The sequence below is a fragment of the Bradyrhizobium sp. USDA 4341 genome (genome assembly GCF_054063755.1).
On sequence record NZ_JBSSGO010000002.1, the window covers coordinates 600515 to 624371 of the forward strand.

17 protein-coding genes are annotated in these 23857 nt (G+C 65.9%); 6 read left to right on the forward strand and 11 right to left on the reverse strand.

The features are described 5' to 3' along the window. Positions 1-7: 7 nt before the first annotated feature. Positions 8-1024 (reverse strand): amino acid ABC transporter substrate-binding protein, encoded by a 1017-nt coding sequence (locus ACVIGB_RS08535; RefSeq protein WP_456722996.1) that lies wholly within the window; start codon positions 1022-1024, stop codon positions 8-10. A gap of 330 nt (positions 1025-1354) precedes the next feature. On the opposite strand from ACVIGB_RS08535, the gene metC reads away from it, so the two are divergent. From metC to ACVIGB_RS08560, 5 genes are all read left to right on the forward strand, one after another. After that, the gene (gene metC, locus ACVIGB_RS08540) at positions 1355-2551 is read left to right on the forward strand and encodes a cystathionine beta-lyase (RefSeq protein ID WP_456722995.1); all 1197 of its coding nucleotides are present in this window, start codon (positions 1355-1357) and stop codon (positions 2549-2551) included. A 282-nt stretch (positions 2552-2833) separates the two neighbouring features. After that, the gene (gene cpaB / locus ACVIGB_RS08545) at positions 2834-3637 is read left to right on the forward strand and encodes a Flp pilus assembly protein CpaB (RefSeq protein WP_092114513.1); all 804 of its coding nucleotides are present in this window, start codon (positions 2834-2836) and stop codon (positions 3635-3637) included. 91 nt (positions 3638-3728) lie between these two features. After that, entirely contained in the window at positions 3729-5117 is a 1389-nt protein-coding gene (locus ACVIGB_RS08550; RefSeq protein ID WP_456725212.1) for a type II and III secretion system protein family protein, read from the forward strand. Between the two features lie 27 nt (positions 5118-5144). Next, the gene (locus ACVIGB_RS08555; protein WP_456722994.1) at positions 5145-5885 is read left to right on the forward strand and encodes a CpaD family pilus assembly protein; all 741 of its coding nucleotides are present in this window, start codon (positions 5145-5147) and stop codon (positions 5883-5885) included. Next, complete coding sequence (locus ACVIGB_RS08560; protein ID WP_092114516.1) at positions 5882-7150, forward strand: AAA family ATPase; 1269 nt, start codon at positions 5882-5884, stop codon at positions 7148-7150. The genes ACVIGB_RS08555 and ACVIGB_RS08560 overlap by 4 nt, the downstream gene beginning before the upstream one ends. Positions 7151-7177: 27 nt before the next feature. Here the strand turns inward: ACVIGB_RS08560 and ACVIGB_RS08565 are convergent, their stop codons facing one another. Continuing rightward, positions 7178-8002 carry a tetratricopeptide repeat protein gene (locus ACVIGB_RS08565; protein ID WP_456722993.1) on the reverse strand — a complete coding sequence of 275 codons (825 nt, stop codon included), beginning with the start codon at positions 8000-8002 and terminating at the stop codon, positions 7178-7180. Between the two features lie 139 nt (positions 8003-8141). After that, positions 8142-8387 carry a PilZ domain-containing protein gene (locus ACVIGB_RS08570; protein ID WP_021079298.1) on the reverse strand — a complete coding sequence of 82 codons (246 nt, stop codon included), beginning with the start codon at positions 8385-8387 and terminating at the stop codon, positions 8142-8144. 290 nt (positions 8388-8677) lie between these two features. On the opposite strand from ACVIGB_RS08570, the gene ACVIGB_RS08575 reads away from it, so the two are divergent. Continuing rightward, on the forward strand, positions 8678-10360 hold the full coding sequence (locus ACVIGB_RS08575; protein WP_456722992.1) for a Na/Pi cotransporter family protein: 1683 nt from the start codon (positions 8678-8680) through the stop codon (positions 10358-10360). A 19-nt stretch (positions 10361-10379) separates the two neighbouring features. Here ACVIGB_RS08575 and ACVIGB_RS08580 read toward each other — a convergent pair whose 3' ends face one another. The 8 genes from ACVIGB_RS08580 to ACVIGB_RS08615 form a co-directional block, all read right to left on the reverse strand. Next, positions 10380-12122: a peptidoglycan DD-metalloendopeptidase family protein gene (locus ACVIGB_RS08580; RefSeq protein WP_456722991.1), complete on the reverse strand. Its 1743-nt coding sequence runs from the start codon at positions 12120-12122 to the stop codon at positions 10380-10382. A 7-nt stretch (positions 12123-12129) separates the two neighbouring features. Further along, a complete protein-coding gene (locus ACVIGB_RS08585) occupies positions 12130-12354 on the reverse strand; it encodes a hypothetical protein (protein WP_456722990.1) in 225 nt (74 codons plus the stop codon). A 29-nt stretch (positions 12355-12383) separates the two neighbouring features. Next, positions 12384-12722 (reverse strand): lipid-A-disaccharide synthase N-terminal domain-containing protein, encoded by a 339-nt coding sequence (locus ACVIGB_RS08590; protein WP_092114520.1) that lies wholly within the window; start codon positions 12720-12722, stop codon positions 12384-12386. Then, positions 12722-13498 (reverse strand): glycosyltransferase family 2 protein, encoded by a 777-nt coding sequence (locus ACVIGB_RS08595; RefSeq protein WP_456722989.1) that lies wholly within the window; start codon positions 13496-13498, stop codon positions 12722-12724. The genes ACVIGB_RS08590 and ACVIGB_RS08595 overlap by 1 nt, the downstream gene beginning before the upstream one ends. A 67-nt stretch (positions 13499-13565) precedes the next feature. Beyond that, entirely contained in the window at positions 13566-14411 is an 846-nt protein-coding gene (locus ACVIGB_RS08600; RefSeq protein WP_456722988.1) for a phosphatase PAP2 family protein, read from the reverse strand. 1 nt (position 14412) lies between these two features. Continuing rightward, positions 14413-16158 (reverse strand): ArnT family glycosyltransferase, encoded by a 1746-nt coding sequence (locus ACVIGB_RS08605; protein WP_456722987.1) that lies wholly within the window; start codon positions 16156-16158, stop codon positions 14413-14415. 61 nt (positions 16159-16219) lie between these two features. Further along, complete coding sequence (pbpC, locus tag ACVIGB_RS08610) at positions 16220-18433, reverse strand: penicillin-binding protein 1C (RefSeq protein ID WP_456722986.1); 2214 nt, start codon at positions 18431-18433, stop codon at positions 16220-16222. Beyond that, positions 18430-23637, reverse strand: a complete 5208-nt coding sequence (locus ACVIGB_RS08615; protein ID WP_456722985.1) for an alpha-2-macroglobulin family protein — start codon at positions 23635-23637, stop codon at positions 18430-18432. The genes pbpC and ACVIGB_RS08615 overlap by 4 nt, the downstream gene beginning before the upstream one ends. Positions 23638-23857 lie beyond the last annotated feature (220 nt).

A 23857-nucleotide genomic window follows, 5' to 3' on the forward strand; every position in this document is an offset into this window, starting at 1 on the left:
GGACCGATCAGCGGATCGGCGGCGCGTACTGGATCCCGCCCTTGTTCCAGAGATTGTTGACGCCACGGGCGATGCCGAGCGGCGAGCCGGTGCCGACATTGCGCTCGAAGGTCTCGCCGTAATTGCCGACCGCCTTCACGATGCGCACGACCCAGTCCTTGGTGAGGCCGAGCTGTTCGCCCAGATTGCCGTCGGTGCCGAGCACCCGCTTCATCTCCGGCTTGTCCGATTTGAGCATCGTGTCGACATTCTTCTGGGTGATGCCGAGCTCCTCGGCATTGATCATCGCAAACAGCGTCCACTTCACGATGTCGAACCACTGGTCGTCGCCGTGGCGCACCATCGGCCCCAGCGGCTCCTTGGAAATGATTTCCGGGAGCACGATGTGATCGGCGGGGTTCGCGAGCTTCAGGCGGCTGGCATAGAGCCCGGAGGCGTCGTCGGTGAAGACGTCGCAGCGTCCGGATTCATAGGCCTTAACGGCTTCGTCGATGCTGCCGAATGCGATCACCTCGTACTTCATGTTGTTGCCCTTGAAGAAGTCGGCGAGGTTCTGCTCCGTCGTGGTGCCGGTCTGCACGCAGACCGACGCGCTGTTCAGTTCGAGCGCCGAATTGACCTTCAGCGACTTCTTCACCATGAAGCCCTGCCCGTCATAATAGGTCACGCCGGTGAAATTGGCGCCGAGCGAGGTGTCGCGCGACACCGTCCAGGTGGTGTTGCGCGACAGCACGTCGATCTCGCCGGATTGCAGCGCGGTGAAGCGATCCTTGGCCGACAGCGGCACGAACTTGACCTTGGTCGGGTCGTCGAGCACCACGGCGGCAATGGCCCGGCACACGTCGACGTCGATCCCGGTCCAGTTCCCCTTGTCGTCCGGTGATGAAAAGCCAGGCAGGCCCTGGCTGACGCCGCAGGACAGCTGGCCCCGGTCCTTGACCGTCTTGAGGGTTTGCGCCGAGGCGGACTGGACCGACAAGGCAACGGCAGCGGCAAGGAGAATAGCCAGGGATACGCGTTTCATGGGTAGGCCTTTCAGGGTCGTCCGTTGGACGTTTTTGCTTTGTGATCGCCTCGCGTTCACGGGCCATCCCAATGATCCCTTGCAGCAAAAGATGCTGATCTGACAGTCAGTTTGACGTGCAAACCGGCCAGGCAACGGATCGTAGGTCGCGGCAGGCCCCTCAACGTGCGGCGACTGGTAGTTGCGGCGCATCACATAGCGACTGACGAGCCGGGTCAAGGGGTTGACGCACGTCTTCTACGTCTTGTTAGTAACACCTCCCGGCGTGGCCCTGTCTTCCCGACGCGGTACGGCTGCGGCAAAAAGTCTAAAATCTAACGGCAGCAAACCATGACCTCCTCCGACGGCTCCACGCCCTCCCGCCCGCACGACGCCGCGACCCGCCTGGTCACGGCCGGCCGCGACACCAAGGCCCAGAAGGGCTTCGTCAATCCGCCGGTGTTTCACGGCTCGACCGTGCTCTATCCGACCGCCGAGGACCTGCACGCCCATCGCGCCGAATTTACCTATGGCCGCCACGGCAGCCCGACCACGCGGGCGCTGCAGGACGTGCTGATGGCGCTGGAGGGCCCGCAATGCGCCGGCGTCGGCCTCGCCCCTTCGGGACTGGCAGCGATCAGCACCACGCTGCTCGCCGTGCTGAAGGCCGGCGATCACCTGCTGGTGTGCGACAACGCCTATCGGCCGACCCGCAATTTCTGCGACAACATGCTGAAGCGCTACGGCATCGAGACCAGCTATTTCGATCCGCTGATCGGTGCCGGCATCGAGACGCTGTTCAAGCCGAATACCCGTGCGGTGCTGATTGAAGCCCCCGGTTCGCAATCCTTCGAGATGCCCGACGTCCGCGCGATCTCGGCCGTGGCACATGCCCGCGGCGCGCTGATGATCGACGACAACACCTGGGCGACGGCGCTCTATCACCGCTCGCTCGAACAGGGCGTCGACATCAGCATGCAAGCCGGCACGAAGTATATCGGCGGCCACTCCGACATCATGTTCGGCACCATTGCGGCCAATGCGAAGGCCTGGCCGCTGGTGCAGGAGGCGATCCGCCTGCTCGGCGTCTGCGCCGGCCCCGACGACGTCTATCTCGCGCTGCGCGGGGTCCGGACGCTGTCGGTGCGGCTGGCGCAGCACCACCGCTCCGGGCTCGAGATCGCGCGCTGGCTTGGCGCGCGGCCCGAGGTCGATCGGGTGCTGCACCCTGCCTTGGAGACCGACCCGGGGCATGCGATCTGGAAGCGCGACTTCACCGGCGCCTCCGGCCTGTTCAGCATCGTGCTGAAGCCTGTGCCGCAGACCGCGGTCGATGCGATGCTCAACGCGCTCACGCTGTTCGGCATGGGCTTTTCCTGGGGCGGCTTCGAAAGCCTCGCCATCCCGTTCGACTGCAGCGACTATCGCAGCGCGACCAAATGGTCGCCGGGTGGGCCGACGTTGCGGCTGCATATCGGGCTCGAGAATCTCGACGACCTCAAGGCCGATCTCGATCGCGGTTTTGCCGCGTTGAAGGCCGCGCTCTGACTTTCCACGCCGGCTGCGTTAGACGACATTAACCACGACCGACCGGCCAAGACGCCGCGTTGCGACTAACGTCGCACGCGTTGCGCGCGCACGATCTCCGGGATTCTGCGGAGATGCGACGGCGCCGATAACTCGCCGTTCACCATCCCCACCAATCCCTTAATTGTCCGGACCTTCCATCAAGTTCCCTTATACTTTTGCGGCCGTACTGATGCTCCCGGGAAGGGCTGTCAGTGCCGCAAGGACGTGACTGCCCTGCGTTAAGGGCATTCAGACAATCGCATGAAGACGGCACGCATCGTGGTCCTCGGCATCGCCGGCGTCGCAGGCCTCGCGGCCATGTATCTCGCGAGCGTTGGCGATCGCAAACCGGCGCCGGTTGCGCCGCCAGTGGTACAGCTGCCGACCGTCGAGGTGCTGGTGGCGAAGTCCGACATCGGGCTCGGTCAGTCGGTCAAGCCTGAAGACGTGCAATGGCAGCGCTGGCCGGCCGAAACCGCAAGCAGCGCGTTCATCCGCCACGACACCAATGCTGACGCCATGAACGACGTCATCGGCTCGATCGCACGCGCTCCCTTCATCATCGGCGAGCCGATCCGCGAGCAGAAACTGGTCAAGGCCAATGGCAGCGGCTTCATGGCCGCGATCCTGCCCACCGGCATGCGCGCGATCTCCACGGAAATCTCGCCGGAGACCGGCGCCGGCGGCTTCATCCTGCCGAACGACCGCGTCGACGTAATCCTGTCGCGACGCGACAAGAATCCCGACCAGCAACAGGGCAGCCGCGACATCATCACCACCGAAATCCTGCTGTCCAACGTCCGAGTGCTGGCGATCGACCAGGCACCGAAAGAGAAGGACGGCAACAACTCCCTCATCGGCAAGACCGTGACCCTCGAGCTCAAGCCCGAACAGGCCGAGACGCTCGCGCGGGCACGGCAGAGCGGCACGCTGGCGCTGGCGCTGCGCAGCATCGCCGACGTCAACGAGAAGACCGACGAGACCAGAGATCAGGCCCCGAAGCGGGGCGAGAGCATTCGGGTGGTGCGTTTCGGCATCCCGAGCTCTCAGACGACACAGAAGTGATGGGGGCTTCGACATGACAATTGCTGCAAAACAACTGGCGAGGCGGACCACGCTGGTCCGCTCGCTGTCAGTCTCGGCGGTCACCGCCCTGATGCTGATCCCTGCCCTCGCCAGCGCGACCGATCCCGACAAGAACGCGGACGTCGCGGTGACGAGCAGCATCGCCGCCAAGACGCGCTTCGTCTCGCTCGGCGTCGGCAAGTCGGTGGTGGTCGACCTGCCGCGCGAGGCCAAGGACGTTCTGGTCGCCGATCCCAAGATCGCCAACGCCGTGATCCGCTCTGCCCAGCGCGCCTATATCATCGGCGCCGCGGTCGGCCAGACCAACGTGGTGTTCTTCGACGCCGACGGCAACCAGGTCGCGTCCTACGATATCGCGATCAAGCGCGATCTCAACGGCATGCGTGCCGCGCTGAAGCAGATGCTGCCGGGCGTCCAGATCGAGGGCGTCGGCGAGAGCGTGGTGCTGACCGGCACGGTGGCAAGCCCGGTCGAGGCCCAGCAGGCCGGCGACATCGCCGCCAAGCTCGTCGGCGGCCCCGACAAGGTCGTCAACTCCATCGTGGTGCGCGGCCGCGACCAGGTGATGCTGAAGGTCACGGTCGCCGAAGTGCGCCGCGACGTCGTCAAGCAGCTCGGCGTCGATCTCAGTGCCAACATGAACTACGGTACCGCTGCGGTCGTCTTCAACAACACCAACGCCTTCACCGCCAACAACGGACCGCTCGCCAACAACGTGCTGACCGGCGCGGCCCTGAACAAGCTCGGCGTGCCGACCGTCACCGCGACGCTGCGCGCGATGGAGAGCGCGGGCGTGGTGAAGACGCTGGCCGAGCCCAACCTCACGGCGATCTCCGGCGAGTCCGCGACCTTCGTGTCAGGCGGCGAGTTTCCCATTCCGACCGGCGTCACCTGTCAGACCTCGTCGACAGGCACGATCGGGAATTGCGTCCAGACCGTCAGCTTCAAGAAGTTCGGCATCTCGCTCAACTTCACCCCGGTGGTGCTGTCCGAGGGGCGCATCAGCCTGAAGGTGATGACCGAGGTTTCCGAAGTCTCGATGGACAACGCGTTGACCGGCGGCCAGGGCGGCACGACCATTCCGTCGATCAAGACCCGACGCGCCGATACCACGCTGGAAGTGCCCTCCGGCGGCTCGATCGCGATGGCCGGATTGATCCAGGAGCAGACCAAGCAGGCCATCAACGGAATGCCTGGCGTCGATCAGATCCCGGTCCTCGGACAGCTGTTCAGGAGCCAGGACTTCGTCAACAACGAGACCGAGCTCATGGTCATCGTGACGCCCTACGTGGTGCGCGCGGTTGCGCAGAAGGAATTGTCCCGTCCCGATGACGGGTTCGCCCCGGCCTCCGACGCGCAGTCGGCGCTGCTGGCGCGCGTCAATCGCATCTACGGCGTTGCCGCCCGTGCCGAGCCGATCGGCGCCACGCCGGTCAATTTCGGCTTCATCATCGACTGAGGCGCTGAAGAGTTGGGGGATGCCATGATGACACGCAACACACGAGCCGGCCATGCGAGGACGCTGTCGCTGTCCGGCGCCCTCGTCGCCACCGCGATCGCGCTCGGCGGCTGCAATTTGACCGGCGACAATATTGCGACCGGCACAGTGCCCGACGACTACCGGCAACGGCATCCGATCGCCGTCACCGAAGGCGAGCAGTCGATCGTCGTGTTCGTGGGGCGCGCCCGCGGCAATCTCACCGAAACGCAACGCGACGACGTCATGGGGATGGCCCGCACCTGGCGCCGCGACGGCACCGGCGCGATCGCGGTCGACGTCCCGGCCGACACCTCGAACGCGCGCTCGGCGCAGGCGGTGTATCAGGAAATCCGCGGCGTGCTGGCGTCGATGGGCGTGCCCGCCCACGCCATCGTCAGGCGTTCCTATCGCGTCGACGATCCGCGCGCGCTGCCGACTATTCGCCTCAGCTATTCGAAGATGGCCGCGGTCGCCGGACCCTGCGGCTTGTGGCCGAGCGACCTGGGTCCCTCGATCTACAATCCCAGCTACAACGAGAACAAGCAGTGGGACAATTTCGGCTGCGCCACGCAGCACAATTTGGCTGCGATGGTCGCCAATCCGTCCGACCTCGTGCAGCCGCGGACCGAAACCGCATCCTACACGCCGCGCCGGTCGGTCGCGTTCCAGAAATACGGCAAGGGTGAGTCCACCGCGACCACCTACCCCGAAGCCGATAGAGCCAAGCTGAGCGACGCCGGGAAATGACCGAACAACAAGACGAGCCACAGCACGCCAACGACCACATCGCGCCGGCGCCACGGATTTCCGTGCAGGCCTTCTGCGCCAGCGTCGCGACCGCCACGACGGCGCGCGCCGCCGCCGAAGACCGCCGGCTCGCTAAGGCTCACCTCTCCGTCCATATGGGCGGCATCGCCGCCGCCATCGACGCCTATCACAAGGCGCCGACGCCCAACGTCATCATGCTGGAGACCGAGCCGGACATTGATTTGCTCGCCGGTCTCGACGAACTCGCCACGGTCTGCGATCCCGGCACCCGCGTCGTCGTGCTCGGCATGCCCGGCGAGACTGCACCGTATCGCGAATTGGTCCGGCGCGGCGTCAACGACTACGTCATCGGGCCGGTCAAGGTGCTCGACATCGTGCGCTCGATCTGCGGCCTGTTCTCGTCCTCGGAAGCAGTCTCTGTGGGCCGCCTGATCGCGGTCGCGGGCGCCAAAGGCGGCGTCGGCGCCTCGACCATCGCTCACAATGTCGCCTGGACCATCGCGCGCGACCTCGGGCTGGATTCGGTCGTGGTCGATCTCGACCTCGCCTTCGGCACCGCCGGCCTCGACTACAACCAGGATCCGACGCAGGGTATCGCCAACGCCGTGTTCTCGCCCGAGCGCCCGGACAGTGCCTTCATGGAGCGCCTGCTGGCAAAATGCGGCGATCACCTGAGCCTGCTGGCGGCACCGGCCACGCTCGACCAGGTCTACGATTTCGGCGCCGAAGCATTCGATGCGATCTTCGATACGATGCGCATGACCACGTCCTGCATCGTGCTCGACGTTCCCCATCAATGGACCGCCTGGACCAAACGCGTGCTGGTCGGCGCCGACGACATCCTGATCGTCGCCGAGCCGGACCTCGCCAACATGCGCAACACCAAGAACATGATGAACCTGTTGCGGACCGCACGTCCGAACGACCGCCCGCCGCTCTACTGCCTGAACCAGGTCGGCATGTCGAAGCGTCCCGAGATCGAGGTCAAGGACTTCGCCAAGACGATCGAGAGCCAGCCGATCGCGACCATCCCGTTCGATTCCAGGTTGTTCGGTGAAGCCGCCAACAACGGTCAGATGATCGCGGAAGTCTCCGCGCGTCACCGCACCACCAAGACCTTCCTGCAGATCGCGCAACGCCTCACCGGCCGCCCCGATCTCGCCGAGACGCGCGAGTCGTTCCTGTCGCCGATCCTCAGGAAGCTGCAGTCGCGTCGAAGCGATGGACGCCGCGCCGCCGGCTAGCCTTCCAGACTTTCGCGTGAGAACGCTCTAGTCGCGGCGGCTGGCCGCGACCGGGATCTTGTCCGTATCGCTGCGGCTTGCGTCCCTGCGCGTCAACAGCCGCTTCAGCGCGGTGACATTGGCCGATCCTTGATCGGGCGGCAGATCGGCCTTCATGATGGTCTCAGCCTCGGCCTGGCGGCCCTGCAGGCCGACCACGACGGCGAGATTGGTGCGCACCCGCATGTCGTCGGGCGCGCGATCCCGGGCCCGGCGCAGCGTTTCCTCGGCCTTCGGCAGATCTTTCGACAGCAGATAGGACAGGCCGAGATTGGAGAGCACCGATGGATCGTCAGGCACGATCTTCAGGGCGCTCGCGTAATATTGGCGGGCCTCGTCGTGGCGCTCGAGCTGATCGAGCACGGCGCCCTGCGCCGACAGGATGCGCCAGTCAGGGTCTTCCGGGGTGTGGGCGCGCCCGAGCACGTCGAATGCCTGCTGGAAATTGCCGTTGTCGGCGAGCGCCCGTCCGTAGCCTGCGAGCAGCGCCTTGTTGCTGGGCTGCGCCAGCACCGCCTGCTCCATGACCGCGACCGCCTGCGCCCGCTGGCCGGTGGCGCGCAGCGCCCGGGCGTATTTCAGCGCGGAGTCCGTATCCTTGGGGTTGGCGCGGACGCGCTCGTGATAGGTCGCGATGTCGCGCCGCGGGTCGGCTGGGGCCGGCGTGGATTCCGCCGTATCGCCCAATGACCCAGTGATGTCGGACGGACCCGAGGTCTGACAGGCGGACAGCCCGATCAGCAGAATCGCAGCCGATACCGAGCCGGCGAGACGGTGCATACGGCCTGAAGGTCGGGGTAGTTTGTCAGACATCAATGAGACTCGGAACAGCGAAGGTTCCGGGATGCTCACAGCTTAACCCTAAGTTCCGGTTAAGGATGCCATCATCTCGCCGTCATCCGGCCAAGAAGCGGTGCCGGACGCGGCGCGAACCGCCAGCCTGCCGGCTGGATCAGTCGACGAACTGGGCGCCGAATTCGTGCCCGATCCGCCAGGCCAGGCGGCACTGACGCGGACTGCCGCTCGACAGGATGATGGTGAATTCCGGCGGAATCTCCAGATATTCAGCGATCACCTTGACGCCGCCAGCCGAGATATCGGTGATCATGCAGTCGCGCGGCAGCGACCCTGTGCCCAACTGAATTTTGGCGACGCTCCGGCACTCACGGCGTTCGCTCTTGCGGCGATTGACAAACATCCTGATCCCCAAGCCCTTTTCTGGATAGCTTCTCGGCTGGACAGCTTCTCGTTCCCACCGTCATAACGGGGAAAGATTGGAAACTGCCTAGCGGAACCAATCGCAATTGAGCGGTCATGTTCGAGATTCGTTTACCGGCTCCAGTGACCTCAGTGCCTCATTTGGCGGCCGCGCTCGTTACAGGCCCTTCCGACAAGCCGGTTCCAACGGGAACAAAAAGGGGTTGATCCCAGGTCATTTGACGATAGCGTGACCCCTTCGACTCGAATTTGCCGGGATATCCAGGAAGCATGGGAAGTCTTGTTCTGCTTGATCTGATGGGGGGCGTCGCGCTCCTGCTGTGGGGCCTGCATATGGTCCACAGCGGGATTCTGCGGGCCTTCGGGCCCGATTTGCGGCTGTTGCTGGCCCGGGCGCTGAACAACCGCTTCACCGCCCTTGGCGCCGGCTTCGGCCTGACTGCCCTGCTCCAGAGCTCGACCGCGACCGCCCTGATCACCAGTTCCTTCGCCGCCGAGGAGATCGTCAGCCTGGTGCCGGCGCTTGCGATCATGCTCGGCGCCAATATCGGCACCACGCTGATCGTGCAGGTGCTGTCGTTCAACGTCGCAGCCGTGGCGCCGGTGCTGTTCATCGTCGGCCTCGTCGCATTCCGCAGCGGGCCGCGCTCCCGGATCAAGGATCTCGGCCGCGTCTCGATCGGCCTCGGCCTGATGCTGCTCGCGCTGCATATCCTGCTCGATACGATGGCGCCGGCCGAGAATGCCCCAGGCGTCCGCGTGTTCCTGAACGCGATCACCGGCGATCCCGTGCTCTGCATCCTGATCGGCGCGGTCGTGACCTGGCTGGTCCATTCCAGCGTCGCCAGCGTGCTGCTGGTAATGTCGCTGGCCTATTCGCAGTTCATCTCGCCCTATGCCGCGTTCGCGCTCGTGCTCGGCGCCAACCTCGGCAGCGCCGTCAATCCGTTGATGGAGGGGGCGCGGCGCGACAATCCGGCGAGCTACCGGCTGCCGGTCGGCAACCTCGTCAACCGCGTCGTCGGTATCCTGCTGGTGGCGCCGTTCCTGCGCCCGATCACCGAGCACATCTACGCCTGGCAGCCGGATCTCGCCAAGGCGACCGCGCTGTTCCACATTGCCTTCAACGTTGCGACGGCGCTGCTGTTCATCGGCATACTCGACCACTTGGCGCGTCTGCTCGAGCGGCTGTTGCCCAAGCGGGCGCAGGAGACCGATCCGTCACGGCCACGCTATCTCGACGAAAGCGCGCTGGAGACGCCTTCACTCGCGCTGGCCGATGCCGCGCGCGAGGTGCTGCATATGGGCGACCACACCGAGGCCATGTTGCGCAAGGTGATGACGGCGATGCTGACCAACGATCGCGCAATGGTCGACCAGGTGTCGAAGATGGACAACACCGTCGACCGGCTGAACGAGGCGATCAAGCTTTACGTCACGAAGCTCACCCGGGGCAGCCTGGACGAGCGCGAGGGTCAGCGCGCCATGGAGATCGTCGCGTTCGCGATCAATCTCGAGCATATCGGCGACATCATCGACAAGAATCTCAGCGAGCTCGCGACCAAGAAGATCAAGCATCGCCTGCAATTCTCGGCCGAAGGCGCCGAGGAATTGTCGGCGTTCCACAAGCGCACGATCGACTCGCTGCGGCTCGCGTTCGGCGTGTTCATGTCGGGCGACGCCGCCGAGGCGCGCAAGCTGCTCACCGAGAAGGCGGCGTTGCGCGCGGCGGAACTCGCCGCCGTCGAGCGCCATCTGGAGCGCCTGCGCGAAGGCCGGCCCGAGACCATCGAGACCACCTCGCTGCATCTCGACGTGCTGCGCGACCTTCGCCGCATCCATTCGCACATCTGCTCGGTCGCCTATCCCGTGCTCGACGCCGCCGGCGAGACCGCGGCCGATCGCCAGAATGCGGTCGAGGCGGCCGAACTGCCGGCGCCCGGGCGGCTTTGATCAGACGTGCCTTCGAAGGCTACGTAGGCGGCCCGTGTTCGGATCCAGGCGGCCGCTGCGGAAACGCGGAGGCCGCCGCGAGCTGGTTGATGCTGTCCCGCTGGCGATCGAAAGCCCCAAGCAGGTCGCCTTGCAGCAGCCGGCCGCCTGACAATTTCATCCGCAGCGGATCGACGTTATGGCCGTTGATCCGCACCTCGTAATAGAGATGCGGTCCGGTCGAGAGCCCGGTCGATCCAACATAGGCAATCGTCTCGCCCTGACGAACGCGGTCTCCGATCTTCAGCCCGGGCGGGAAGCTCGCGACGTGGGCATAGGTGGTCTCATAGCCGCGATCATGCAGCACGCGGATATATTTCCCGTAGCCGTGCTCGTAGCCTTCGGTCTCGACGACGCCGGCGCCCGCGGCCGCAATCGGCGAACCATAGGGCGCTGCAAAATCGACACCCTCATGGAAGCGGCGGTCGCCGAGGATCGGATGGATGCGCCAACCAAAGCCGTCGCCAAGGCGGCCGCTGACCACCGGCTTGCGCAACAGGAATTTAGTGATGGACTGACCATCCTCATCGTAGAAATCGGAGCTGCCGTCATCCGGGGCCGTGAAGCGATAGTAGCGGCGCGCCTGCGCGCCGGCCGTCAAGTCGATGAAGACCAGCTCCGGCTGGCCAATTTCGTTGGGAGCATAGATGATGTTGGCGACGTCGGCGTCGCCGAGAGGCTCGTCGAGGTCGAAATCGCGGCCGCAAAGCCGCATCAGTTCAGCAACGATCCCCTCGTCGACGTGATTTGAGCGTGCAAGCGCGTTAAGCCCGTCACGTAGCGTCTCGCCGGGGACGGAGTGGGTGTCGATCGACTGACGCAACAATTTCCCGTTCGACACGACGACATCCGGCTGTTCCGGCACGATCGCCTGGTACTGTCCGCTATCGGTGCGACCGACAGCGGACACTCCTGAGTCTGGCCGTTCGATCGACAATTTCGCGACATGGCCGCGCGGCGACCCGGGGTCTCCGTCTTGTTCGATGATCGTGATCTTCTCGCCACCAGACAGCGTCTCTTGACTGCCAGGCGACGGGAAAGCGGCAAGGATCGCCGGAGCGTCCTCCGCTGCCGCGGCCAACGCCCGCAGAATGGCGGACAGCGTGTCACCGCTCCTCGCGATAACGACATGTCGATGGTGACGCGACGAGGAAGGCGACTTCGGAAGGTTGGTTACGTTGACAGCCTCCCCGATCGGAGAATGCGGCTGCGGCACATCTTCACTGTCGGCATAGGCGCTGGTGCGGCCCGGCAGCCCGCGGCGTGATGGACCCGCCCGGATGATGGCTGGTAACTCCGACAGCAATTGCGCGTTCGCTCGCTGCTCGTCCTTGCCGTCTGCCGGTGCTTCGCGACGATGGTCCTGTTGTGGTTCGGGATCGATCTCCGCGAGCCGCGCTGACACACGGGTAAATCGACGGACCGAGCCGGCATCGCTCAGCTGCTCGATCTTGAGCGCCGAGGGACTGCCTTGCGAGCCTGGTCTCCGATCCAGACGATCGCCGCGCCGCGCCTCGTCAACCACTTGCCCGGTGAAGCGCGGAAGTGAAACGACCGGCGATGCTGCGAATCGCGTGCGATAGCCGAATGCACCGCGCAGCGCGCCACCAAGGAGCGCGACGGCCGCGGTCCCGATCAGAATCGTCCCCGCCATCCAGCGCATACTGACTGCACGCCGATCCGGCAGGCCGCGCTCGCCGGTCAGCGGCGGCTCGTCAAGCATCGGGACATCACGGACGCTCGATGGATAACCACGCGCTCTGGTCGGTTCGCCACGGCCGGTCATCAACGCCCCTCATCCCTTGGCGCATGGTCTCGGGATGCAGCCACGCCCACAACGAAGCGTAGATGCCATACGCCTTGGGGCGATTGTTTGACCGTCGTTTTGTTTCGATCACAATGTCGAGCGGAGCCCGGTGCTGGACTCCGTCGAGTTTGCCGAGGAGGCCCAGCATACCGCTCGTCGCACTGACGACCACGACGATCAGCTGTCGAGCGTCTTCGACGCCTTGCCGCGGTTCTTCACGATCAGCATGATGTTGCGGATGTAGATCAGCGTCGCGAGACCCTGCCCGATGATGATGACAGGCTCGCGTTTGGCGAACCCATAGATCAGCGTCATCAAACCGCCGCCCATCGAGAAGAACCAGAACGCCATCGGCACCACGCTCTGGCCGGCGCGCTCGCTGGAAATCCACTGCACCAGGAAGCGCGCGGTGAAGAACAATTGCGCGATCAGGCCGAACGCCAGCCAGAAGTCGAACTTGGCGATGAACACTTCGTAGAAATAGGCGCTGAGCGCCTGGCCGAACTGAATCAGCATCACTTCACCTCGGTCACATCAGGCACTTCAGTGCCTGTCACTTCAGTGACGACCGGCGTCGGCTTCTTGCGGCGGATCAGCCACCACACGCCACCGAGATCCATGATCCCGATCCAGAGCCGGTCGAAGAATCCATAATTCGACACGCCGGAATGGCGCGGGCGGTCGACGACATCGACATAGGCGATCGCCAGTCCCTCGCGACGGACCAGCGCCGGAAGGAAACGATGCAACCCGTCGAAATAGGGCATCGCCAGAAACACCTCGCGCGGAAACGCCTTCAGGCCGCACCCGGTGTCGCGGGTGCCGTCGCGCAGGATGATGCCGCGCACGGCGTTGGCGATCCGCGATTGCAGCTTCTTGAAGCCGGTGTCCTTGCGTCCGACACGTTGGCCCGCAGCGAGGCCAACCCGGCCATTGCCGCTCTCGATCGCCGCGATCAGGTTGGGCAGGAAGCCCGGATCGTTCTGGCCATCCCCGTCAAGCGTTGCCACGATCGCCCCGCGCGCGGCGCGCACGCCGCTGCGCACGGCGGCTGACTGGCCCGACGAGACGGTGTGGCGGAGCTGCCGGAGATTGGGCCGCTGCGCCATGATCGCGCGCAGCCGTTCGCCGGTGGCATCGGTCGAGCCGTCATTGACGTAGACGATCTCGTAGGCCCAGCGTCCGTCGAGCGCCGCCGCGATCTCGGCGATCAGCGGCGCGATATTGTCCGCCTCGTTGCGCACAGGCACGACGATGGAAACGGCGACCGGCGTCTGGTCGGAAGCAGGCAAATCGGCACTCGTGGTTGGTGTTGGCAGCGGATGGAACCCGCCCGATCCGGCCATCGGGCGACCGCTTTTATGGGGCGAAGGCGTTCCTCGCAACCCTTTTAAGGCGCTCTTCCGACGGTCCTGACAGCGCCAACACGGTGCCATCCCGATCAATGGCGAAACCAAGGCGGCGGGCGGCGAACCAGTAGCGCACGGCCATTGCGCCGATTACGCCAACCAGCGCGCCGGCCACCACGTCGCTCGGATGATGGGCCAGCAGCACAAGCCGTGTCGCGATGATGGTCAGCGCATAGACCAGCATCACGCCCCGTGCACGTGGCCACACTGCCGACACGGCGAAGGCCAGCGCAAATGCCGTGATCGAATGTCCCGACGGAAAGCTCGAATAGGCCTCGGTGCCGGCGAAATGCTGGAAGTTGAAAGCATTGGCCTTGCCGCCGACAAACGGTCGCCCGCGGCCGACGATCCACTTGATCAGCTCACCGACCGCCACCGACAACACCACCGACAGGAACAGGTATTGCAGCCTCGTCCCGAGGCCGAGCAAAGTCGCGCGCGGCACACCGCGCAGCGCAGGTGCCGTCAATGCGACCGCAATCAGCAGCAGACCAAGCGCGCACAGCACATACTCATCCTTGCCGAAATCAGTGAGCGTCTTCACCCACCAGAGCCCCGGCGTGCCGCGTGGCGGCATCAGGCTGATCTCGGCGACATCGACCGCATACATCAGCGTGATGATCACGGCGCCAACGCCGACGACGAGCAGGAGTCCATGGCGCGCGGAGCGTCGCGCCGCCTCGGCCCGGCGCGAATGCGACGGAGCACGCACGAGCTGGGCAAAGGATAGCCAGACCAGCGTCAGCAATCGTCCGAAATAGTTGGCGGATTCCGCGATGGCTGGCGGCGCCGCCATGTCACTCCGTCCCTTCGGAACGGAAGATCGCGATCGAAACGGCCTTGCCCTGCGAGATGTTGTAGCCGTCGATCCGCACCGGCGCGTTGTAGCGCAGCCCGATCGCCTCGGCGCGTTGCACGAAGGCGCGCTCGGAGCGCTGTTCGACCAGCGCGAAGCGGCAGGAGCCCTGCCCCAGGAAATCCGCGGCGCCCGATCCGTCGGTGAGCAGCGTCGAGGTATCGGTCATGAACACGAGGCTCGGCTCGTGGAAGCCGGCAGCCGCCGCCTTCGGGCCGACGCAGGTCACGTTGCGCAACGCGCGCGCGACCTCCTGGCTCGGAAACACGGTGGTGAGCCGCGGCAGCACCACGCCATAGGTGGCGCCCGCCATCAGCGCCGCGGCGATCACCGCATTGAGCAGCGAGCGCTCGGCGCGGCTATCCTCGAACATCCACCAGGCGATCAGGCCGAACACCATCGCCACCGCGAACAACGGCCAGGCCGGAAACACCGGCTGATGGATCGCCTTGATGGCGCCGACGATCACGAGCACAGCGCCGAACGCGGGGATAGCGAACCACCAGGCAGCGCCGCGCAACAGCCAGGGGGAACGCGACAGCACACGCCGCTCCAGCGCGCCGACGGTCAGGATTGCGATCGCCGGATAGAGCGGCAGCACGTAGTGCGGCAGCTTGGTCAGCACGGCCTCGAACACGATCCAGGACGGGATCAACCAGGCCAGCAGAAACTGGGCACCCGGCTCGCGGCGCGCGCGCCAGACCGCCGGCGCCGCCAGGCCGGCGAGCGGCGCGCCGGGCCAGAACGTGATCCAGAACAGCAGCAGATAGAGCCCGGGCGGCGCGCCATGGGATTCTTGTGCGCCGAGCTTGCTCAGCATGTCGCCGCCGACGGAGTCGGCAAAGAAGGTTTCGCCGGCGCGCAGGAAGATCAGCACGAACCACGGCAGCACCAGCACCAGGGTCCACATCAGGCCCCAGACCGGGCGCATGCGCCAGAACCAGGCCGCCGATCGATCGAGGATCGCAAGCCCGGCCATGGCAAGGCCGACGAACATCAGGATCAGCGGGCCCTTGAGCAGGATGCCGACCGCCAGCGCCGTCCAGAAGATCGCAGGCGGCGCCCATGATGGATGCGCCGGATCCTCGCCGCGTTGCCAGGACAGATACACCCGCGCCATCGCGCCCAACGCCGCGGTGACCGTCAGCAGCAGCATGGCGTCGGTCTTGGCGAGCCGCGCTTCGACCCCGAGTAGCACGCAACTTGCCATCATCAAGGCAGCCAGCACCGCGCCCTGTCGCGTCACGAAGGCAAGCGCCGTCCAATAGGTCAGCAAAACGGCGCCGATGGCGCCGATCAGGGACGGCAGGCGGTACACCCAGATGCGGACCTGGGCGCGCGGCACCCCGAGCGCGGAGATCGTCTTCAGCGCCGCCGCCTGCATCCAGTAGATGCCGACCGGTTTCTTGTAGCGGACGTCATCCTGGAAGCGGATATCGACGAAGTCGCCACTCTCGACCATCTGCTTGGTCGCCTGGGCAAAGCGAACCTCATCACGGTCGATCGGCGGGATGGTGAAGAAGCCCGGCAGGAACAGCACCAGGCAGGTCAGCATCAGGAACAGGATCGAACGCCATTGGCTGGCCGTCGCGAACTCGAACGCCATGAACAGCCTGCGGCTCGAATGCGCAGGTTTTACAGACTGTTGCCCTGCTCCGAAGCGCCGGGGTTGGAGGCTATCCACCATGGGTTTCGCATACGATGAAACCGCAGCGCAAACAACCGTGCTGTTCCGCTTTCCCGCGTGATCATTGCACGCGGATCACAACGGTATCCGCTGCCCCCGTGGCGTCGATGACGGTCAGCCGCGCGAAGCCCGGCCCGGGCGGGTCGATCAGGCGCTGCCGCCGGCTGTCGATGTCCCCGGCTGAGACACCGTTCACGAGTACCGTCAGCGGCAGCACCCCGCCGGCGACCTTGACCGGCATCGCCGCATGGCTGCCGCCCTCGGACTGATCGACGTCGATGCGTGAGCCGTTCAGCGGAAACTGGATATGTGGCGCCTGGTCGTTGCCGCTGCGAACCAGTTCGCCGAGCGGCCGAAACCGGCGCAGCGGCGGCGGCAGTTTCGCGTTGGAGGCGACCAGCACGCCCCGCGGCGGCTTCGGCAACGCCGCCGGGATCTTGCCGGTGCGCGCAAAGGCGTCGAACAGGATCGGCGCCGCCGCCGTACGCCCAACCAGGCCCGGCACCGGCGCGCCATCCGGACGGCCGACCCAGACGCCGATGGTGATCCGGCCGTCGAAGCCGACCGACCAGGCATCGCGATAGCCGTAGCTGGTGCCGGTCTTGAACGCGATCCGGTTGTGCACGCCGTTCTCCGGCGGCGGCGTGCCGAGCAGGACGTTGCCGACCTGCCAGGCCGCCGCCTGATCCATCAGCCGCATCGTGTCGCGGCCGTCATTCGGCTGCACGATCTCGCGCAACGGCTTGGTCGCACCGAGCCGCGCCAGGCCGGAATAGAGCTGGGCGAGATCCTGCAACGTGATGCCGACGCCGCCGAGGCCCATCGCAAGGCCCGGCGCCTCGTCCTTCGGCAGCACGAGGTTGGTGCCGGCCTGCTTCAGCCGCGACGATAGCCGGCTGGCGCCGACGCGGTCGAGCAGCGCGATCGCCGGCACGTTCAGCGACAATTGCAGCGCCTTGCGGATCGGCACCGTGCCCTGGAACGTCATGTCGAAATTTTCCGGCGCATAGGAGCCGAAGCGGATCGGCCGATCCTCGATCAGACTGTCGGGATGGACAAAGCCGTCTTCGAAGGCGAGGCCGTAAATGAACGGCTTCAGCGTCGAGCCCGGCGAGCGCACCGCGCGCGTCATGTCGACCTGCCCGGCCCGCCGTTCGTCGAAATAATCCGCCGAGCCGACGCGCGCGAGCACGTCGCCCGTCTCGTTGTCGACCACGACGATCGCGACCGAAACGTCCGGCCCCTGCGCGATGGCGCGATCGCGCACCAGCGCCTCCAGGTTCCGTTGCAGCGTGGCGTCCAACGTCAGCTTGATGACGGGCGCATCCTTCATCGTCGCGATCGCCTGATCGGACGAATGCGGCGCCAGGATCGGGATCTGCTTGCGCAACTTCGGCACTGGCGTTGCCCTGGCCTGCGCGGCGTCGTCCTTCGACACCACGCCGTCCTCGACCATGCGGTCGAGCACGCGGTCGCGCGCGGCGTGGGCGGCTTCCGGATAGCGATCGAGCCGCCGCCGCTCCGGCGATTGCGGCAACGCCACGAGCAGTGCGGCCTCGGCAAGCGAGAGCCGCTTCGGCTCCTTGCCGAAATAGGCGATCGAGGCGGCGCGCACGCCCTCGAGATTGCCGCCGAACGGCGCCAGCGCAAGGTAGAGGTCGAGGATCTGGTCTTTCGAAAGCTGCCGCTCCAGTTCAACCGCCCGCACCATCTGCCGCAGCTTGGCGTAGACCGAGCGCTGGTGCCGCGGCTCGATCAGCCGCGCCAGCTGCATCGTGATCGTCGAACCGCCCGAGACGATATGGCCGCTTGTGAGCAGCTGGAATCCGGCCCGCGACAGCGCCAGCGGATCGACGCCGTGGTGCGCGTAGAAGCGCTTGTCCTCATAGGCGAACAACAGCTTCAGATAGGTGGGATCGACCGATGCCTTGGCGTCCACCGGTAGCCGCCAGCGCCCATCCGCCATCGCATAGGCGCGCAACAGTTTTCCGTTGCGGTCGATGACGGTGGTCGAGACCTGCTGCGCTTGCGCAAGCGGCAGCGGCCCGAGCGAGGCGACCCAGGCGGCGAACGCGCCGGCGATCGCGACGAACACGACGGCCATTGCGGCAACGACGCGAAGCGCCAGCCGCCCACCGCGCTTGTCATGCCCGGGCTTGACCCGGGCATCCACGTCTTTCGTTCGCGAGGACGCGTCCGTGGATGGCCGGGTCAAGCCCGGCCATGACGAGAAGAGTTTTGGACGCGCGTCCTTGCTCATTCCACGATCACTCATTTCGCCGGCTTCACCTCGACCGCGCCGGTGCCGCTGCGGCCGTAGCGCGAGGGGTTGTACATGTCCTCGACATAGGCCTGCGGCAGAACGTATTTGCCCGGCGACACCGCACGCACGACATAGGCGACCGTGAACACCGACTTGTCGTTGGCGCCCCGGTCGATCGCCGCGGTGAAGCGGTCATCGCGGAACTCGGTGTTCTTCGGCTCGACACCATCCTCGATCCACTCGAGCGTGCCGGAATCGCCTGACGACACCAGGTTCGGGTTGTCGATCTCAAGCCCGGCCGGCAGATAGTCGGCCACCATGATGTGACCGAATTCCGGCTTGGCTTCCGTCACCTTCAGCACAACCGCGAAGCGGTCATTCTGTTTCGCCTTGGTGACGTCAGCCGGCTTGCCGTCGAGCGTGAAATAACTGCGCTCGATCTTGAAGCCGTTGGAGGCCGCGGGTTCCGGCGTCACCGGCGAGCCCGACACCGAGATCACCGCCTGTACCGGCGCATCACCAGTATTGGTGATCTTGAGCGGCTGGCCCGTCATCTCCTCGGCCTTGTAGCTGCGATAGACTGCGGTCTTGACCGGCTGGCCGTTGATGTCGAGCGCCATCGTCTCCCTTGCGAGCGCGCGTGCCGCCAGCACCATCCACGCATTCTCCTGCGTCGATGTGTAAGGCGACAGCCCCCGCGCCGCTTCCACCCGCAGCACGGCCTGCGTCAGCGTCGTGCGCGGCGCATTGCCCTCGCCCGCGAGTGAAACCAGCGCCGCGGCATCGCGCAGCGCCGAGCCGTAATCGACCCGGCCGAACTCGATCACCGGTTTGGGGTTCAGCGCGTCGAGCGCGGCGCCATAGACCCGCTCCGCCCGCGCCTTGTCGCCGACCAGCGCCAGCGCCGCGGCGAGCTGCGCCTTGGAGATCGGCGTCGCCAGATTGTTCAGCTTGGTGTCGGCGAGATAGCGCAGGTCACCGATCGGCGCGGCGCCGTTGCGTGCGAGCACGTAGAGGCCGTAGGCCAGATCGCGGCCGCCGTCCTTCTCCGGCTCGTTGGCATTGACCACCGAATTCCTGACGCGGTCGAGTGCGTTCTTGAACAGCACGTCCGGCACCGCAAAGCCCTTTTCACGGGCCCGGGTCAGGAAGTCGGTGACGTAGGCGTCGAGCCAGGCGTCGTCGCCGCCTGCTGACCACAAGCCGAACGAGCCATTTGATCCTTGTCGCGCCAGCAGCCGCTCGATCGCATCGCGGATGCGCTGGTCGACCGCGGTGTCCATCGCAAGATGGGCGCCGGCGGCGAGATCGTTGACATAGAGCAGCGGCAACGCACGGCTGGTGATCTGCTCCGAGCAACCATAAGGGTAGCGGTCGAGCGCCTTCAGGATGCTCGCCGCATCGAGCGCGGTCGACAGGCTCGCCGAGACCGAGACGCTGCCGGTGCCCGGCACGAGATCGGAGAACATGTCGGAGGTCAGCGTCAGGCTCTCTCCCTTCGCCAGCGTGCGGATCGAGCGGCGCGCCAGCACCTGGGTCGCCGGCTTGACGTCGAGCGCATAGTGCCGTGCCAGTGTCATCCCGTTCGGCCCTGAAATGTCGACGTCGAAATCGGCGCGCCCTGCGCCGCCGGCCTCGAGGCCGAGCGACAGCGAGGTGCGCTGCTTGGCGGCGAGCTTCACGGTCGTGGTCGGATTGCCCGAGGCCTTGATCGGGCCGCTCGCCTTGACGCTGACGGCGTAATCGCCGGCGGCGCCTTCGACATTGTCGATATCCATGCTGATGGTGCCCTTGTCACCGGTCAGCAGGAAACGCGGCAATGTCGCGGTCACCACCACGGGATCGCGCACGATCACATCAACATTGGCGCGGCCGAGTTTTGTGGCACTCCACGCCACCGCCATCACCCGCGCGGTGCCGGCGAATTCGGGGATGTCGAAGCTCACCTCGGCAGTGCCGTCGGGGCCGACCGTGACGATACCGGAATAGAGCGCGAGCGGCTTCTGCGTCGGCGGCGAGCCCTGCAGCTCGGCACCGGCGGCGTCACCGCCGCTGCGGATCTGGCCCTGGGTGCCCTGCATGCCGTCGATCAGTTGGCCATAGAGGTCGCGGATCTCGGCGGTCAGGCGGCGCTGGCCGAGATAATAGTCATCCGGCGCCGGCGGCTTGTAGTTGGTCAGGTTGAGGATGCCGACATCGACCGCAGCCAGCACCACCTTGGCGTCCTCGCCGGGATTGAGCCCGCCGAGCTTGACCGGGATCTTCAGCGCCGTGCCCGGCCGCACCAGTGCGGGCGGCGAGAGCTCGACGGCCAGCGTGCGTGTCTTCTTGTCGATCCCGAACCATTTCAGCCCGATCGCGCGGCCCGGCATGCGCCCGGCAGCGGCGTTGAGCGGACGGCGCAGCGTCGTCATGATGTAAGCGCCGGTGCCCCAGTCCTTGCCGACCGGGAGCTTGACCTGCTGGGTGCCCTCCTTGACATCGACGCTTTGGGTCGTCAGCAGGCGGTCGCCCAGCACATAGACCGTGAGCTTCCCGGCGGTGCGCGCGTTGACCGACACCGTCATGGTGTCGCCGGACTGATATTCCGGCTTGTCGATCGAGGTTTCGAGCAGATCGGGCGTGTCGGCACTGCCGTCGGAGTACCAGCCGACGTCGAACTGCACCGAAGTCACCGGACCGTCGGCATCGGTCGATTTCACATCGAGCCGGTAGCGGCCGGGCTGCGGCTGGAAGGTCAGGCGCATCGGCTTGTCGGCCGCGAGATTGACGTCGCCGTCGGCGACGCGGCGCGTCGATTTGACCGGCTCATACTGCCAGGACGAATTCTGTCGGTACCACTGGTAACGCGACTCCAGCTTCAACAGCTCGTAGCGCAGTCCGTTGCGCGACAGCTGCTTGCCGTCGGGCGCGACGAACACGACGTCGAACTCGGCCTTGTCGCCCTCGGCCACGCTCTTGTCGCCGAACAGCGGCTTGACGCCGATCAGCGAGGCCGCAGGGGCGACCGGCAGCACGATCTTGCGCTCGACCGAACGGCCGCCGGTCTCCGCCATGCGGATGAAGATCTGGGCCTCCTGCGGCCGGGTCGAGGCCGGGAGCTTCTCGAGCTTGACCGGGAAGCTCGCCGCGCCGTTGGCATCGGCCTCCGGCAGGTCCTCGATCGGGGTCCGCTCGTTGCTCGCGGTCTGCTCGTCGTCGACGCCGAACTGGTAGCCGGCATAGCCGGGCCGGCCGGTTGCTGCTGGCGCGACCAGCATGTCGCCTTCGAGCTGCAGGCCGGAGGCCGGGGCGCCATAGAGGAAGTGGCCGGAAACCTGAAGTTCCACAGGAACTTCAGCTTTGATCACCTTCTCCTTGCTGGTCAGGTCAAATTCGATCCGCTCGGGGATGTAGTCCTCGACCATGAAGGTGGTCTCGCCAACCGACGAGCCCTTGGGATCGGTAAAGACGCGCGCCCGCCAGGTCCCCGTCGGCACTGCGGAGTTCAGCGCCACCGCCAGCATGCGGCCGCCGGCACCCTGGTCGGGCAGCACGGTGCGGCGGAATTCGACGCCGTCGGGCCGCTCGATCACCATGGTCAGCGGTGTCCCGGTCAGGGCGTTGCCCTGTCCGTCGCGCAGCAGCGCGGTCAGATAAACGGTCTCGTTGGAGCGGTAGACGCCGCGCTCGGCGTAGACGAAGGCGTCCGCGCCGGCCGGGATTGCGCGCCCTGCGACGCCGCGGTCGGTGAGGTCGAAGGCATTGGTCTTCAGGCTGAGGAAGGCATAGTCGGCCTTCTCGCCCGCCACCGTCAGCAGTGCCGGCGACAATCCGCCCTCGCCGCGCGCCAGCCCCTGCTCGAACAGCACATGGCCCGCTGCATCGGTCTTGCGGGTGGCCAGGATCTCGTTGTTGCGGGCGACCAACTTCACTTCGGCATTGGCAACCGCTTCGGTGGAGGCCAGCGAGTTGACGAAGACGTGGATACCGTCGTTGCCGGAGAACGCCGACAGGCCCATGTCGGAGACGATGAACCATTGAGTGGCCAGCGTGCCGTCGTCGTCACTGCCCGGCCCCTTGGCCGCGGCGGTCATGACATAGACACCCGGCTGCAGGTCGCCGAGCGCCTGGTCGACCGGAAATGCGGTGACGACGTCCTGGTTCAGCGTGGTGGCGGTGGCAAGCTCGCCGGACCACACCTTGACGCCGCGCTGGTCGCCGAGATCGGAGAGCTGATAGCGGCTCAGCGTGCTCTGGAAGTCGCTATCGATCACGGTGTTGATCAGGTTGCGGTCGCCGATCCGGAACACGTTGACCGTGACCGCCGGTGTGTTGACGCTGACCACCGGGATACCGCGCTGGCCGGTCCGCGGCAGCACATAGGCGCGCCCGGTGAACCGCACGAACGGCTTGCGGTCGCGGACATAGATGTTGAACTCGGCGGATTTCGGCAGGGTCTCCTTGACGGTCGATGGCAGGCCGGCGCGCAGATTGATGTTGTAGCGCTCGCCGTGCTTCAGCCCGTCGACGCAGAGCTGCTGGCCCTCTGCCGACAAAGCCGGCTTGTCGGTGCCGGCCAGTGCGAGATACGGCGCGAAGTCGACGCGCTTGGCCAATTCCTCGGAGAATTGGAAGCAGGCCCGCGGCGAGGCCGCGTCGGAATCGACGGTATAATCGAGCAGCCGGAAGCCGTGCTCGTCGCGCATCTTCTCATACTGGCCCCGGACATCGGCGACCTCGCGCAGGTCGAGCGACAGCCGCAGCGCGTCGAGCGCCGGACGCCACAGCTTGCGTTCCGCGAGCGCCTTGCCGAGCACGGCCAACGAATCGGCCTCCTCGCCCGCATTGCCGGCGCGCTGATAGGCGATGTAAGCGGCCGTGGAGGCGCGCTCCATCAGGAAGGTCTGTTCGCTGGAGCTGGCCGACCGGATCTGGAAGACGGTCTTGGCAAGCCGCAGCCAGTTGGCGCCGTCCTCGGGCGCGGTTGCCGCGATCTGGCCGAGGATCGTGAGCCCGCCGCGGAAATCATTGCGCCTGAAGGCTGCGTCCGCGTCGGTGCGCAAGGTCGCGGCCGACTTGTTGACCGCGCCCGCCTCGCTCTTGATCTGGGCCTCCAGCTTGATCGCGGAATCCGCGAGATCGTCGCGCTTGAAGGCCTTGTCCGCAGCCTGGGCGCTCACCAAGCCGAGCGCCAGCGTGGCGCAAATTGCGGCCGCACGAACCAATCCGATCATGATGGAGCTCCTGGACGCCCCGCGGTCGACCGCCGCGTTGGGGTTAAAAAATGCGCGAAAAGGTGACGGAGTGAAGGCGCTGACATGAATGGACGAAAACGTCGCAGATTGCATTGCCGACATTCCTTCGACCGGCCCCGGCGGCAGCATGATGCCGGCTCGGCGGGCTGGTCAGGCCACCGCAGGACGGGACCCCTGCTCGCCTTTGTCGTCCGACCAC